The sequence below is a fragment of the Anaerolineales bacterium genome (assembly GCA_037382465.1).
In the GTDB taxonomy this organism is placed as follows: domain Bacteria; phylum Chloroflexota; class Anaerolineae; order Anaerolineales; family E44-bin32; genus WVZH01.
This window is the reverse complement of record JARRPX010000004.1, coordinates 41,151-56,257: the sequence shown is the minus strand read 5'-3', so window position 1 is coordinate 56,257 and position 15,107 is coordinate 41,151. Positions and strand designations below refer to the sequence as shown.

The window sequence follows — 15,107 nt, the reverse complement described above, 5'->3', positions numbered from 1 at the left end:
CTATCACAATCCTGTCGATGATCTATCATGCTCGGTAGATTGTTAATCGGGCGCCAGGGGAGGTGGATCGGCTTGTAAAGGCTTCGCCCTTGGATGCCGATCCACAATTTGTCATTGGGTACCTCTTAACCATCCTGGGCGTTGATTGTCCCGGGTTGGATAGGTGCGGGTGGGAATCGAGTTATGCCTGAATTAGAAGGTAGGACCTTCGGGAACTACCATCTTATCGAAAAAGCCGGTCGCGGTGGCATGTCGAACGTTTACAAGGCGCAAGACCTTGTCAACGATCGGATTGTTGCGGTGAAAATTCTCGCCCCCCATCTGAACCTGGACGAGAAATTCAAGTCGCGCTTCATTCGCGAAGCCCAGGTTCTCAGTCAGCTCGATCACCCCAATATCATTCCGGTCATCGATTACGGCGAAGTCGATGGCCTGCTGTTCTTCGTGATGCCGTACATGAAGTACGGCGGTCTGCATCTTCGCATGCAGAAGAAGCCGATGAACGTCAAAGAGGCGATGCGGATCGTCGATCAGATATGTTCGGCATTGCAGTATGCTCACGATCGCGGCGTGGTTCATCGAGATGTGAAGCCTTCCAATATCCTGCTGGACGACGAAGGCAACTGTTATCTCTCGGATTTTGGGTTCGCCCACGTCGACGAAGCCTCGGTGAGTTTGACCGGATCGGCGGTCATCGGTACGCCGGCATACATGGCGCCCGAGCAGCTCCAGGAAGGCGAAGTAACTCCGCTATCGGATCAATATGCCCTCGGGGTGGTGCTGTACCGTATGAGCACCGGCTATCTGCCTTTCGATGCCGAGACTCCCATCGCTATCGCATTGAAGCATGCCACGGAGCCGCTGCCCCGGCCGCGCTACCTCAATCCCAATCTTCCCGAACCCATCGAGCGCGTCCTGATCAAGGCACTCTCCAAGGATCCGAGCAAGCGCTATCCGACGATCAGCGATTTCAATCAGGCTTTCCATCAAGCCATCCGGGAAGCGGTCGCGCGTATCCGCAACGGCATCACCGATGAAATTCCGACTGAGGCTTTCCACGTTCCCCTCGAATCCACCGTACGTGTGGGCGAGAAGTCCCCAACCGGCGGCGAACGGAAGGATGAAAAGGAACCCTGGTACCGCCGGCGGGCTGTCCTTGTGGTTGCTTTGCTGCTCCTGCTTCTCTGTCCGCTTTCGATTATCGGAACCAACGCACTTTTCCCGGATCTGTTCGGCGGAGACAGAGGTGTGGTCATCGCCGCTGCGGAGACGATTGACGTCCAGGCGACGTTGAATGCCTTCGCCACGGAAATGGTGGCGCTCGAGGGAGATGCTTTATCGGAGGAGGAAATCCGCGCAATGTTGGATGCCACCCTGACGGCACAAGCCAGCGCCACGCCGGCTGCGGGAGGTGAATCAGCCGTGACCGACAGCGGAACGGAAGACCCACTCGCGGCGAGCGCAACCGAAGATCTGACGACAACGGCGACGCTGACTTCGACCTCGTCATCCGGTGGAGGACCTGCGGTTCCCAGTGCCACGCCTACCAGGACCCAAACCTCGGCCTCGACTCCGCCTGCAGGTACGACGCCCACTTCAACCCTCACAGCAGGACCGACGAGCACGCCAACACCAACCTTAACACTGACGTTGACGGCGACAGCGACGACGCCTCCCACAAACACACCTACGGCGACGCAGCCTCCGACGAACACCCCGACGGCAACGCAGAACGTGTGTGACAGCCTCAGCTTGAGCGGGAAATCTGTCAATCATAAAATAGTATCCTGGAATTTTAATAACAACAGCAGCAGCAGTGTGACGATCAACTACGTTGCCTTATCGTGGCCAGGTGATGATAATATATTGAAGTTTATTAAAGTGGGTGGCAGTAACAATCCGGTTAATGATCCTGACTCGCCATCTTCGGCTCCTGTCTCAGTAAGTGTCGCCGCAGGTGGTAGCATTTTGTTACAGTTCCAATTCGAGAGTAATGGGCAGGCTACTTCCTATTCGGTCACGGTGAATACGACGTACGGCTGTTCGCTGCATTGATCCCCCCTGTGTGATCCCCGATTACATCCTCGATACCCTTGCTAAACGACGATTTTTTCGACTTGATATACCAACAGTTAATCTACAGTGAGGAGAGCAGCCACAGCGCGCCCATGCCGACGCCGATGGTGAGCCAGGTGTTTTTCGTCCGCCAGGACACGAGAGCGGCCAGCAAGCCGGCAAACAGCCGGTAATTCTGAAGATCGAGCTGAAAGCTGCCATCCGATAACAGCAAATCCGGGAGAATCAGTGCGGCCAGAACGGCCGGCGGCACGTAGCGCAGGGCTTGTTTCATCAACGTGGGCACCCGTTCCTGCGGGACCAGCAGGATGAAGGACAATCTCGTGGCGTAGGTAACCAGCATGCCGCCGATGATGATCGTCCACAGGTAAAGCGCGCTGGCGGATTTCATTGCGGGAGGTCCTTAACTCGCGCAAGCCGCATTTCGGCGAGCATGCCGGCGGCGACGCCAAGCGTGGCGGCGATCAGAATCCAGAGTTTATACGGTAGCCCGGAAAGGATCACCGCCGAACATCCGGAGACTGCGGCCGCAATCCAGGTCGGGCGGTCGATCAACAGCGGCACGAGCAGTGCGACAAAGGTCAACGGCAGGGCGAAATCGAGCCAACTGTTTTCCGGAATCACCTTGCCGAGCGCTATGCCTACGGCCGTACTCGCTTGCCAGGAGGCCCACAGCGTCAGCCCTGTCCCCAGGGTATACCAATGGGAATGCGCGTTATTTCGTTCTCGATAGCGCACGGAAGCGACGACGAAGGCTTCATCCGTGAGCAGCCAGGCGAGGACGGCTTTCCAGCGTTTGGGGAGATGCTGGGTGTACTGGGAAATACTTGCGCTGTACAGCGCGTGACGTAGATTGACGACGAAAATGGTGAGCACCACGATGAGCGCCGGAGTGCCCTCTGCGATCAATCCGGCGGAGATGAACTGTGCGCTGCCGGCAAAGACGAAGAGTGAAAACGCTTGAGTTTCCAATGGGGGAATCCCGGCGGAGAGCGCCAGGGCGCCAAAGATCACCCCAAACGGCACGACGCCGAGAAGGATGGGGAGCTGCGCCCGTACTCCGGCAAACCATTCCGCACGTGCGGTCGTCTTCATCGGGTCACCTTTCGCAGTGTGCCTGCGTTGGAATTCGAATGATGATAACCTGCTTAATGTGCGCCCTCAAGGTTTGTGTGAATTCTGCGTTTGTAGCGGACCGTTCTTTTGGATCGTTTGTTATGCAGCTTTGGAGTCGATCATGGAACCACGCGAGGCATAGCAGGAGAACTGCCGCATACATCCATTCTCGAACTCGCTCCGCTTGACACAAATGTCCCTGTAGTGTAAACCCTTGGTTGCTGTGCACATCGAACCCTGCAGCAGAGGTAGCATTATGAGTGTGTTGGTTGGAAAAATGCTCGATCACTACCATCTTCGCGAGCTCGTCGGCCAGGGGGGCATGGCGACGGTCTATCGGGCCGTCGACACGCGCAGCATGCACGAGGTGGCCTTGAAAGTGTTGTCCCCGGCGATGAGCGCCGACCGCATGTTCTTGAAACGCTTTCGACGCGAAGCCCAGTTGGTCAAGCAGCATCTCACGCATCCATCCATCGTTCCGGTCATCGATTACGGACAGACGCAGGGCTACATCTATCTCGTCATGCCCTTCGTGCGCGGCGAAACGCTGCAGGAGCGCATGGAGCACGGCAGTATTTCCAAACAGGAATGCAAGCGTTGGGTGCAGCAGATTTCCGACGCGCTTTCCCTGGCGCACGACAAGGGCATCATTCACCGCGATATCAAACCTTCCAACGTGATGATCGACGAGAAGGGCAACGCCTTGCTGACCGACTTTGGCCTGGCGCGCCAGATCGAAGGTTCGGACACGCTCACGGGGTCGATGTTGATGGGCACACCGGCATACATCTCTCCCGAACAGGGGCGCGGCGAGAAAATCGATGCCCGTTCGGATCAGTATTCATTGGGCGTAATACTCTACCGCATGGCAACCGGACGGCTGCCCTTCGAATCCGATAAACCCATGGCGAGCGTCCTGGCGCACATCAACGAACCGGTTCCCCGCCCGAGACGCTTCAACCCGCAAATTCCACCGGACGAAGAACGGGTGATTCTCAAATCCCTGGCCAAACGACGCGAGGATCGATTTCCGAGCATTCGCCTCATGAAGGAGGCCTATCTGGCTGCGTTGGACGGGAAACCGCTGCCGCAATTTCGATTGCCTCCAGAAACTTCTCCGCAAGTTAGATTGGCGCTCGACGTGGTGAATCAGACGGGCGTTGGCGAAATGGATCCCTCGTCGTCGGCCGCATCTACACCGGCCTCGCAGCGGAGGGGTTCGCTTTGGGTCGTGCCGCTGACGCTGGTGATCTTCGCCGGGGTTGCGGCAACGCTGCTGCTGCGGGATTATTTTTCCGGGTTCGGAACGACTGCCATGGTGACCTCGACGCCGTCCCGGACGGCAGCCGTGATCGACATTGCACCCACTGCGACGGAGCAGGTTGTCGTTCTCGCCGCTTCTCCCACACCTGAGCCGGTAACCTCGGATGCCTGCCCGGGCCTCCGGCTTCAATATCTGGGGGAACAGGGAAACGACGCCGAGTGGATCGTCGACAATCAGAGCGGCCGGAGTGTGAACCTCGTGAGTGTGCGAGAGTTGAGTTGGGACGCAACGGTGAAGGGTGTGCTGCAGCACATTCGCCTGGGGGATGACGTTCTCTGGCAGGGGGAAATCGGGCTGGAAGACCTGCAGAACGGCATCGTTCTCGAGATGTCGGCGGATGCCAACAAGACCATTCCCCAGGACCAGGTGGTCGTCATCGCGCTCAACTTCCACTGGGGAAATCCTGCGCAGACGGATTACCTGCTCGCCCTCGAATTTGACGCCGGCTGCACGCTGAGCGGCGCGTGGCGTTGAATCGAACTCGAGTACTTCGATTTTATTAGCAACCGACGTCAGGCAGCGATACCTTTCAGGGTCCTGGATCGATGGCTGCAGACAAGCAGTCTTGATTTTCCTTGAATTCGAATTCATCAATTTCTGAACACCCCCACGCGAACACCCACTTGAAACCAGACAGCCCGGCAGGGACGGGTTTCAAACCCACCCCTACAAGAACTCTCGCTCGTAATTGTGAGAGGTTTGGATTTCGGTTCCCTTCAATACGACCTGCGGACTTTCATGGGATCAATTCCATCAATATTGGGGTGCACCCATGTGTGCGCCCAAAAAAACGATGTGAAATTGGGCCGGCACACTGGCCGGCCCTACGAATGATGTGTGTGCAAATCGAGGCATGGTTTCGTTGAATGAGGCAATCAATCGTGCAAACACACTCATTCATACATTCAACGCTTTTCACGGACATATCATTAATTCTAGATAACGATAGCGTTGATATAATCAAGGAAAATATCGCCGAGAAAGGATGTGTTCCATGGCAGATGCGCGCGTGGTGAATCTGGCGAAGATTCTGGTGCAGTATTCGACCAAGGTGCGGCCGAAGGACGTAGTGGCGATTTACCACCAGCCGGCGGGGATGCCGCTGGTTCGGGAGATTTACCGTGAAGTCATCCGCGCCGGGGCGTATCCGTACGTTCTGCTCGGATTGCTGCGTTCGCGTGTCGAAGTCGAGGATCTGGCTTACATCCTCTTCACCGAGGGAAACGAGGATCAGCTGCAGCGCGTGCACCGCTTCGAGAAAATCGTCCGCTCGGAGTTCGACGTAATGATCAACATCGACAGCTCGTCGAACACGCGCGTCCTGAGCAACGTAGACCCGGCCAAACAGAGCCTGCGTTCGAGGGCGCACGCCGAATTGACGAAAATTTTCATGCAGCGTTCGGCATCCAAGGATCTGCGCTGGGTGATCAGCCTCTTCCCGACCGAAGCCTACGCCCAGGACGCGGACATGAATTTATCCGAATTCGAGGACTTCGTATACGGCACCACCTTCGCCGACCAGGATGACCCGGTCGCGGCGTGGCAAGCCGTCCACGACGAGCAGCAGCGTTTGGTGGATTGGTTGGCCGGCAAGCGCAGCGTCGAAGTACGTGGGCCGAACGTAGAACTCAAGCTTTCGATCGACGGCCGCAAGTTCATCAATTCCGACGGCACGTACAACATGCCCAGCGGGGAGATATTCACCGGCCCGGTGGAGGATTCGCTCGACGGCTGGATTCGATTTACCTATCCGGCGATATACAGCGGCCGTGAGGTCGCTGGAGTCGAGCTTCATTTTGAAGCCGGCAAAGTGGTGAAGGCCAGCGCGAAGAAGAACGAAGAGTTTCTTCTGCGCATGCTGGAAACCGACGCCGGCGCGAAATACGTGGGCGAATTCGCTATGGGAACCAACAAACGCATCAACCGCTTCATCAAGAACATCCTCTTCGATGAGAAAATCGGCGGCACGATCCACATGGCGCTCGGCGCCGGATATCCGGAAACAGGATCGAGCAACGAGAGCGCCATCCATTGGGACATGATTTGCGAAATGCGTGACGGGGGAGAGATCATCGTCGATGGGGAGCTGTTCTACCGGTCCGGAGAATTCCAGATTTAGGCGCTCCGCCTGGATAGAAGTAAAAAAGCCGCCGGTTTTGGTCCCGGCGGCTCGTTCGTTGCTGTGCAAGTGCACTCGAATGCTCTCGACGCCGGATTTCGAGTGCTACATCCGGGGAAGCACGATTTCTTTCTGCTTCTGATACTTTCCTTTTTTGTCCGCGTAGGATTGGAGGCATTCATCGTCGGCTTCGAAGAAAAGCACCTGGGCGATGCCTTCGTTGGCGTAGATCTTCGCCGGGAGAGGGGTTGTGTTGGAAATCTCCAGGGTGACGAAGCCTTCCCATTCGGGTTCGAAGGGGGTCACGTTAACGATGATGCCGCAGCGCGCGTAGGTCGACTTGCCCACACAGATCGTGAGTACACCGCGGGGGATGCGAAAGTATTCCACGGTTCGCGCCAGCGCAAACGAATTCGGGGGAATGATGCAGACGTCTGACTTGAGATCGACCATCGACGCCTTGTCGAATTGTTTCGGATCGACGACGGCCGAATACACGTTGGTGAAGATCTTGAATTCGTCTGCCACGCGGATATCGTACCCGTAGGACGAGACGCCGTACGAAATGACGCCATCGCGGACTTGCTCCGCGGCAAAGGGATCGATCATTTTTTCTTCACGAGCCATTTTCGCAATCCAATGATCGGGTTTGAGACCCATGAAACGCCTCCTGAGTGTGGGTGGATTATCCTTCGTCTCTCGGTTGGCCGCGCACCGGGTTCCGCAGCGTGCCGACGCCTTCAATGTCTACAGTCACCTCGTCGCCGTCACCGAGGATTCCGACGCCGGCGGGGGTTCCCGTGAGGATCAAGTCGCCGGGATCGAGGGTCATGATCGAGGAGACGAAGGCGATGAGTTGAGGAACGGTGAACACCATGTCGCGCGTGGACGCCATCTGGCGCATCTGTCCGTTCACCGAACAAGTGATCAACACGTCCGAAGAGTCGAGATCCGTCTCGATCCAGGGGCCAAGCGGGCAGAAGGTGTCGAAGCCCTTGCTGCGGGTCCATTGGCCGTCCCGCTGCTGCAGGTCCCGTGCGGTCACGTCGTTCGCCGCCGTATAGCCGAGGATAAAATTACCGGCATCTTCTGCACGTATCCAGCGGCCGCGCTGGGAGATCACGACGGCGAGTTCCGCTTCATGTTCGACCTGGTTCGATTGTGGGGGCAGTACGATGGGTTCGCCGGGGCCGATGACCGCCGAGGGTGGTTTGAGAAAGAGCAGGGGCAGATCGGGCACTTCGGCGTGGTGCTCTTCGGCGTGGGCGACGTAATTGCGGCCCACACAAACGATCTTCCCCGGAGAAATCGGTGGAAGCAAATGGATGGAGTCGATCGCCAGCGTGGCTTTTCGCATGTGCTTGCGCCCGTGTCGATTTGATAACCGGCTGGCCGGCGGTTTTCGTGCGGAGCGGCCCGCTGAGTAAACTCCGGCCGAACGTTCAACACAGCATCGTACCATAAACTCGGCAGACTGACACACGATGCTGGCCGGAAGCGCCGCATTATGCGCTGCCGGATGGTTGCAGGTTTCTTTCGAATTCGATCTCGTCCCGGATGGGGATGTCTTCCCAACCGAGTTCGGGTATCTCCGGGTTGAGTTTTCTGGCTTGCCGGATTGAATCCGGATAGATCGCGGCCAGCGTGAATCCCTGCTTCTGATAGAAACGCAGAGCGGGGATGTTGTCGTTGGTGGTGATCAGCCACAACCGGCGGCAGCCGTCCGAAACGGCTGCCTCAGAGATGGCCTCCAGCAGCGCCGTGGCAACGCCGTGCTGCTCCAGCAGACTGTTGAGCGTGACGATTTCACACTCTGCGTTTTCGACGCGGTAGGTCAAGAGGCCAGCGGGTTCACCTCGCAGTTCGGCGATCAATCCCGGGAGCAATTCGGCGTGGTGAAGACGGCCGCGGCTGACGACTCGCGCAGACCCCCATTGGTCGCGAAGCAAACTGCTGCACCAGGCTCGATCCGTTTCCGTCTTTTTGCGGATGAAAATTCCCGACATCTTTGTCCGTTCGCGGGCGCGATTTGACTCCACGCCTGCACCATCTGGATGGTAAGATATCCCATTATAATCTGCCTCGGAGATGGTATGCCGATATTCGATCATTTCGACATCCTCGCACCCCTCTACGATCGTTTGATCCGCATCCCGGAGAACGACCGGCTGGCGCAGGTGGTCGGTTTGCCGGTCGCCGGTCGCCTGCTGGACGCCGCGGGTGGGACGGGGCGCATCGCCCAGCAGCTTGTCGATAGAGCGGGCCTGGTGGTCATCAGCGATGTTTCCTTCAACATGCTCCGCCAGTCCCGGCAGAAGGACGGGCTGTGCTGTGCCGTCGGTTCTGAGACCGAGAAATTGGCCTTTGCGGATGCGAGCTTCGAACGGGTGATCGTTGTGGATGCCTACCACCATTTACTGGATCAGGAACTCAGTCTGCGAGAGTTCTGGCGCGTTCTTGCGCCCGGTGGACGTTTGGTCATCGAAGAGCCGGACATCCGCCGCTTCGGCGTGAAGCTGCTCGCTTTGGCGGAGAAACTCGCTTTGTTCCGCAGCCATTTCGTACTGGCGGAGAAGATCGCAAAGAAGTTGGCGGGTTTTGGCGCCAGGACCCGTGTCATCCGCGACGGTGCGACGGTTTGGATCGTGGCCGAGAAGGAACTCCGTTAGCCATTCCGTAATCCGAAGGCCTCCCGATTCGCAAGGGAGGCTTTTGTGGTTCAATCAAGTGTGCTGGATCACTTTGTTTCAATCCCAATCAAAATCACGATAACATGCTTCATACTCGCCGTTCACTTCCACCACCCAGTCGGTTCTGCTGTGCGTGACCGGGTATTCGTCGAGTAGATCGGCGATGCCGTCGAGCGCCTTTTGCGCGCCCAGCCGGGAAAAGTGCAACGAAGGCCATTTCAGGCTTTCCATACGCGCATTCAGCTTGCCTCGTTCGCAAGCCAATTGAGAGAGGAGTTCCGTGCGGATTTCTCCCTGCGCCGCATCGGCGAAATCGACTAGACCAGGGACGCCGTCGTAAGAAAGATCGAACAGATAGCGCAAATCGAGTTCCGCTGATCCGGCACCGACCCGTGTGATGCCTTCTCGGACGATTTCGGTATTTTCGCGATCTGTGTACCGTTTAATATTTTGACGCACGATGAAGGCATCGACGTTCAGCACATTCAGCGTCAGCGTGAAACCGAGCACCCCAAGTGCAGCGACGGGGGCGAAGCGACGCAGGCGTTCCCGATAGAGCAGGACGAGGAAGACGGCGAACATGACGCCCATCCAGGCGATTGCCACGTGAGTGTAAGTACGCAGGCGGGTGAATCCGTAGGCGTCCTCATACAGCAGCAGCCGCTTGACTGCGGAAGCCAGAATGACGCCCATCAAAGCCACCAGACAGGTACTCAGCGCAGTAAACCAGTTCTTCTCCGAGGTGCTTTCGCGTTTCGTCCAACGACTCAAGCCGATGATGAAACCAAGGCTCAGCACTGCCAGCACGGTCAACTCGAAAAAGCCTCTACGGGCATATTCCGAGTAGTTGTAGCCGGCTGCGGTGATGTTGGCTTCTCCGCCGAATAGATAAGCAAATTGGATGGCGACGAAGGCGCCAAAAAGCAGGTCGATCACGATCAGGACGACGGCGCCTTCGATGATTCCCAGAATTTGTGACGAAGACTTTTGCGCGTGCCCGGCGATGTTTTCTTCCCGTTTTCGAAGCGCCATGACGAGGGCACCGAGTGAGAGTGCCGTGGCGAAAAGGATAATGAATAACCGCCGCAGGATCTGTATCAGTCGATCAAGGTCAAGCCATTGGAAGGCCTTCCGCACGTAGTCGGCGAATACCAGGTCGGCACTCGCCAGCAACGCCAGGAAGAGGAAAAAGACTGGAAGCGCAAGCAGCAATCCCCGCAGGATCGCAATCAGTTTATTTTTCGTGGCGCGAGCGCCGATCGTCTGCCGTACGGCTGCAGCAGCAACAGGACCCCATCCGAATAAACACTCCAATGGAGTGCGTATGGTGGCGACGATGAAATCCACCCAGCGAAACTCGAGCACCCGACCAATGCGGAAGGCGAATATCCAGACCGCAAAGATGAGAAGCGTGATTAACATGCTCAATATGCCCGTCATGGGTTCCAACCGAAAACAGGTGAATACAGAAAGCACGACGATGGGAATCGAAAGAAGATATTCGGGTTTTGCCGGCTGGATTCCTTCATTCTGTGCCATTCCGACGAGGGCAAGCAAACAGGCAGTGATCCAGATGGGAAAAGAAATGCCGGTAGGGTGGCCGTCGAAGAGGATCTCGAAGAGAACTCCCAGAATGATCGCCATCAAGCTGAGTGAACGCGGCGAACGGAAAGTCGGTTTCTGTCCCTGCTCCTCGCTGCCGCCGTCTGTTTTTTCTTTTTCTTCTGCCATGTTTTTATCCTTGTGGGGTTTCGGGATCATGGTATCGTTTTCCTTCTCTGGCTGCAAACACCTGGGTGCAATGCGGAAGGCACGTGCGGTATGCGTTCTTGTGGCCTGAATTCGAGCCGCGTGGGCGCAGGAACAAAACGGACCTGAGAGTCGTCATAAGCATTACGGATGGATATACTGATACGTAAGGGAGGTTGCAATGAAGAAACGTAGGCTTATCGGATTGATGCTGGTAATCGCGTTGACGCTCGTGGGCTGCCAGGCGAGAAGCGTTGCGGGAGAGAAGAACGTCTCTGCTTCTTCGACGGAAGGAAAAGAGCAGCCTGCTGCGACGCCGCAGCCGCAGGAAGCCACGGAGCAATCGTTTGTAGGAGAGATTAAAACCCCGGCGCCGATGCGAGGCGAAGCGTACATCGTCGATCGGGCAGTTTCCGACCTCGCGCAGCGATTGGGCGTTTCGGAAGATGACGTCCAGGTCGTGAGTGTGGAAGAGGTGGAGTGGTCCGATTCGAGCCTGGGCTGCCCCGCGGAGGAGATGGATTACGCCCAGGTGATTACCCCGGGATACGAGGTTACCCTGCAGGTCGATGATGACGTATACAGCTATCACAGCGATGAAGGACTGCTCATGGTGCTGTGTGGTGAGGATGGCACACCGGAAGTTTTGCCGATCCCGATTCAACCGGGCGAGAAGATCCAGGATGGCTCCCCCTGGGTGCCAGTGGATTGACGAAGATCAGCCGATAACCAAACCTTTGCGTAATAAGAGGTCGAGCCCGCCAATATAACGGCGGGCTCGATTTGTTCATGAGGTTAGCGTCGACGCCAGGGATGTCGATTCGGCAAGCGCGGTTTCCGTGGACCTTGATCGAAATACGTGAAACCGTATTCGTAATCTGCATACTTCGAATGGCCCTCGGGCGCGTCGAAAGTGACGAGCATCACGGCCTTGTTGGATCGGCCGAGCAACCTGCGAAGCTGAATGAAGCCTTCTTCGGTCTCCTCGTTCAAGCGCATCTTGATCACCTGGTATATCGGTTTGCCTCGAAGGTTTCGGATGCCCACAAAGATCACGGTGAAGTCGTTATCGATGGGGAACAGCTCCGTGATGTCCTTGAAAACCGAAGCATCGGAACCATCCGAGATGAGCACGTCGTCGACGTAGACGTTGTCGATGAACCAGCCTTCGTAGGTCGTGGCCCAATCGGTGATGTAACGGAAGGCGAGCAGGATGTCACCCGGGTAGGCACTCAGGTCGAAACTCATCGTAATCCAGTCTTCGCTCCAACCTGTCAGGCCGGGCAGATTCTCGACCACCTTCGGATGCGCGTCGGGATCGTGATCGCTCGTGGTGTATTCGTTGGCCAGGCTGGTCCATGTCTGGCCGCCGTCTGTGGAGACCTGCACGAAGCCGAAATCCCAGTAGTCTTCGATGTCGACGTAGGTGTCGAAGGTCAGTGTGCCGCCACCCGTGGCTTCGAAGATCGCCCAGTTGTCGATCAGGTCACCACTGCCGCCCCAGAGCACCTCGCCATCGGAAGTCCAAGCGGAGGGGAAGATCGAATAATCCTGTCCGTTGAAGGTGAACATCCCCAATTTCTTGGGTTCCCGGGAGAGCCAGATGTAGTCCGTGCCCCAGGGCGGTGCACCGGGCATATCGTAAGCTTCCGGATTGGGGTCGTCCACGGTGCCGATATCGATGGCCAGGTCGAGCTTCTTGAAGCCGTAGCGGTAGCGATTTTGGCGGGAATCGATCAACACGGCGACGGAAAAGTCGTGGTAGATGTCATCGAAGTCGCGGTGAATGTGGCGGGAATCGAGCGTCGAATTGATGCCGCTTATCCCATTCTCGGGGTTTCTGAACTCGGCTTGCAGGAAGGCGCTGCCGAATTGTTCCATCATGTAAAACTGGAACAGGTAGGCCTGGCCGTAATCCGACAGCACTTCGATATTTCCTTGATCTTCCCAGACGACGAGAGAGTTCTCGGGATTGGTCAGGAAGCCGCCGTACTGCTCCTCGCCCGAAGCGTACCCGGTGAGGTATTCGGCGTACATCGACAAACCCTCGTTTACGAAATTCACTTCGTCGGGATCGTAGTCGTCATGCAGCAAGTGTTGATACTCGTGGGCGAATACCCCCTCGTAAAGATGGGGTCGTTCCACATCCGGCCCTACGCGATCCGCCCAGTCGTAGGCGTCGATGGTCATAACGTTGCGATCGAAATACGCTTCGAGGGACGGGGAGTAAAATCCGGCGATATACAGCGGGTAGTTCGGATCGTAGTAGTTTTCATCGCGTACGTTCGAGACCAGGATGACCTGCTTGCCGTCCGGGTCGGTGTAGTATCCCGGTGGGACGATTTCCCAGGCCTCGAGCAGCGAGGCCGAACCGTCGTGGAAGTCCGCCACACCGAAGAAATCACTTTCCTTCGGGAGCATGTTGTTGTCGAATTCCGAGACCATGTAGCTGGCTTGCTCGCAGGTGATCTCCGGAGTCTCCCGGGTATCTCCTTCGGGCCAGCTCGTGTCTGCCTGCACCCAAAGCTCGGAATCCGTGCCCACGGCTACCAGGTAGAACGTGGTGAAGAAGTAGGATCCGGCGACGGAATCCATGGATAACCAATCTTTCTCATCCAGAATACATTCATCCACGCTGGAGGCGGCATTTGCGCCTGCCTCGGCCTCGGCTTCCGCTGCTGCGGGTGATCCTTCAAGCCGCGCCTGGGTCGGTTCCCATTCCCGAATTTCCGGGCCGACATCCACGGGTCGATAATCGATTCCGGGTGCTGCACCAACAGGTAAAACACCGGCGATCAAACCTAGAAGTAATGCCAACAAACCGATCACTGAGTAACGTTTCATGGGTTTCCTCCTCATTAGAATGTAGCCAGAACTCTTTCATGCTGGGTGTTGATGATCGAGATCATGCTTAAATTTGAGCCTCACCTCCTTCATTATGAATCCGGATTGAGTATTTCAAACTGGCGTTTGATACTCGTTTGACTTCCATCGAAGCCTGGGTCGTCGACCCCCTGATAACTTCGAATAGAGTATCGTCAACACATCGAGTCAGCCAGCCCCATAATGGAAAACCTCCATCACAGGGTTTTATGCCGGTCCGATCTAGGATGTGTTCAGAAGATGGCTTACGCCGTCGTCTCAACATGATAGCCTATCGGACTCAACGTAAAATCAACGCGGTGAGTCAGATTTCCGATTGGATTCTGGATGTATGCAGGCGATGTTCTGGCGGCGAATGCCAGATTTTGAAGTGAGCAGATCGCCGCCGATGAGCCCCGTCTGGACGACTGTATGGCCGCATGGTATGATGAATGTTGGAGCGTCTGATGGCAAAGAAACGAAACAACAAGAAACCGCAGATGAGCCGCGATCAGAAGCGGCGAATGCGTATTGGACAAATCCTGTTTGCGATCATGGGGGTGCTGATGATCCTAACGATGGTAATCCAATTGATAACTTAACAGCCCAATCAACACCCAGATAAGAGGATTTCGCATTCTCGCAAATAGAATCGTGCCGCCCTTCAACCTGGCCGCCGGTGTAACGTTTTTCCTGGCGGAAGGTTATCATGTATGGTTGCGCGTAGCTGAACGGCTGGCGCTATAGGCCGATCGTATGGGAAAGATCGATGAGACGAGTCAATTGAAATCATGTTCTATGAGGTGATTTCATTTTGGTCTGCTTCTTGCATCGTTGGTACATCGTTAGGACTCTGTAAGGTATACGGACATGCTTCCTGTGTTATTCTGAATTCAGCATCATGCACAATTGTGAATTCGTAAATCCGTATACCCAGTACAACAATTGTGATCCTCGAAAAGAAAGGTGGTGAATGTAGATGCTATTCGCTCCGAAAGAAAGAGGGCAGGGCCTGGTAGAGTATGCGTTGATCCTGGTTCTGATCGCCGTTGTCGTGATTGTGATCCTGGCGTTGCTCGGACCTGCCATCGGAAACGTATTCAGCAACATCGTCAGCAATATCTAATTGATACCGTCGCAATATTGTTATAGCTGTAGAGCCTCGTCCATG

The 15,107-nt window shown here is 56.2% G+C and carries 14 protein-coding genes; 7 read left to right on the top strand and 7 right to left on the bottom strand.

What is annotated here, in order from left to right; genetic code table 11:
* The first annotated feature begins 183 nt into the window (after positions 1-183).
* Positions 184-2,055 carry a serine/threonine-protein kinase gene (locus tag P8Z34_02290; protein ID MEJ2549494.1) on the top strand — a complete coding sequence of 624 codons (1,872 nt, stop codon included), beginning with the start codon at positions 184-186 and terminating at the stop codon, positions 2,053-2,055.
* Between the two features lie 82 nt (positions 2,056-2,137).
* Here the strand turns inward: P8Z34_02290 and P8Z34_02285 are convergent, their stop codons facing one another.
* Together P8Z34_02285 and P8Z34_02280 are read right to left on the bottom strand one after the other, a co-directional pair.
* Positions 2,138-2,467: an AzlD domain-containing protein gene (locus P8Z34_02285; GenBank protein ID MEJ2549493.1), complete on the bottom strand. Its 330-nt coding sequence runs from the start codon at positions 2,465-2,467 to the stop codon at positions 2,138-2,140.
* Positions 2,464-3,171, bottom strand: a complete 708-nt coding sequence (locus P8Z34_02280) for an AzlC family ABC transporter permease (GenBank protein MEJ2549492.1) — start codon at positions 3,169-3,171, stop codon at positions 2,464-2,466. Before P8Z34_02280 ends, P8Z34_02285 begins: the two co-directional genes overlap by 4 nt.
* Before the next feature lie 277 nt (positions 3,172-3,448).
* On the opposite strand from P8Z34_02280, the gene P8Z34_02275 reads away from it, so the two are divergent.
* Positions 3,449-4,990 (top strand): serine/threonine-protein kinase, encoded by a 1,542-nt coding sequence (locus tag P8Z34_02275; protein ID MEJ2549491.1) that lies wholly within the window; start codon positions 3,449-3,451, stop codon positions 4,988-4,990.
* 520 nt (positions 4,991-5,510) lie between these two features.
* Positions 5,511-6,635 carry an aminopeptidase gene (locus tag P8Z34_02270; GenBank protein ID MEJ2549490.1) on the top strand — a complete coding sequence of 375 codons (1,125 nt, stop codon included), beginning with the start codon at positions 5,511-5,513 and terminating at the stop codon, positions 6,633-6,635.
* Between the two features lie 105 nt (positions 6,636-6,740).
* Here P8Z34_02270 and dcd read toward each other — a convergent pair whose 3' ends face one another.
* The 3 genes from dcd to P8Z34_02255 all read right to left on the bottom strand — a co-directional run bounded on the left by dcd (position 6,741) and on the right by P8Z34_02255 (position 8,674).
* Positions 6,741-7,295, bottom strand: coding sequence for a dCTP deaminase (gene dcd / locus P8Z34_02265; GenBank protein ID MEJ2549489.1), 555 nt, complete (start codon positions 7,293-7,295; stop codon positions 6,741-6,743).
* Between the two features lie 25 nt (positions 7,296-7,320).
* Positions 7,321-7,992 carry a fumarylacetoacetate hydrolase family protein gene (locus tag P8Z34_02260; GenBank protein MEJ2549488.1) on the bottom strand — a complete coding sequence of 224 codons (672 nt, stop codon included), beginning with the start codon at positions 7,990-7,992 and terminating at the stop codon, positions 7,321-7,323.
* Between the two features lie 148 nt (positions 7,993-8,140).
* Positions 8,141-8,674: a GNAT family N-acetyltransferase gene (locus P8Z34_02255; protein ID MEJ2549487.1), complete on the bottom strand. Its 534-nt coding sequence runs from the start codon at positions 8,672-8,674 to the stop codon at positions 8,141-8,143.
* A 54-nt stretch (positions 8,675-8,728) separates the two neighbouring features.
* Between P8Z34_02255 and P8Z34_02250 the strand changes: the two genes are divergently transcribed.
* Positions 8,729-9,304 (top strand): methyltransferase domain-containing protein, encoded by a 576-nt coding sequence (locus tag P8Z34_02250; GenBank protein MEJ2549486.1) that lies wholly within the window; start codon positions 8,729-8,731, stop codon positions 9,302-9,304.
* 78 nt (positions 9,305-9,382) lie between these two features.
* Here P8Z34_02250 and P8Z34_02245 read toward each other — a convergent pair whose 3' ends face one another.
* The gene (locus P8Z34_02245; protein ID MEJ2549485.1) at positions 9,383-11,056 is read right to left on the bottom strand and encodes a DUF4173 domain-containing protein; all 1,674 of its coding nucleotides are present in this window, start codon (positions 11,054-11,056) and stop codon (positions 9,383-9,385) included.
* Between the two features lie 199 nt (positions 11,057-11,255).
* Here P8Z34_02245 and P8Z34_02240 point away from each other — a divergent pair, with 199 nt between their 5' ends.
* Positions 11,256-11,786, top strand: a complete 531-nt coding sequence (locus tag P8Z34_02240) for a hypothetical protein (GenBank protein MEJ2549484.1) — start codon at positions 11,256-11,258, stop codon at positions 11,784-11,786.
* Between the two features lie 83 nt (positions 11,787-11,869).
* Here the strand turns inward: P8Z34_02240 and P8Z34_02235 are convergent, their stop codons facing one another.
* On the bottom strand, positions 11,870-13,918 hold the full coding sequence (locus P8Z34_02235; GenBank protein ID MEJ2549483.1) for an immune inhibitor A: 2,049 nt from the start codon (positions 13,916-13,918) through the stop codon (positions 11,870-11,872).
* Positions 13,919-14,403: 485 nt separating this feature from the next.
* On the opposite strand from P8Z34_02235, the gene P8Z34_02230 reads away from it, so the two are divergent.
* Entirely contained in the window at positions 14,404-14,538 is a 135-nt protein-coding gene (locus tag P8Z34_02230) for a hypothetical protein (GenBank protein ID MEJ2549482.1), read from the top strand.
* Between the two features lie 377 nt (positions 14,539-14,915).
* The gene (locus P8Z34_02225) at positions 14,916-15,062 is read left to right on the top strand and encodes a Flp family type IVb pilin (GenBank protein MEJ2549481.1); all 147 of its coding nucleotides are present in this window, start codon (positions 14,916-14,918) and stop codon (positions 15,060-15,062) included.
* Positions 15,063-15,107 lie beyond the last annotated feature (45 nt).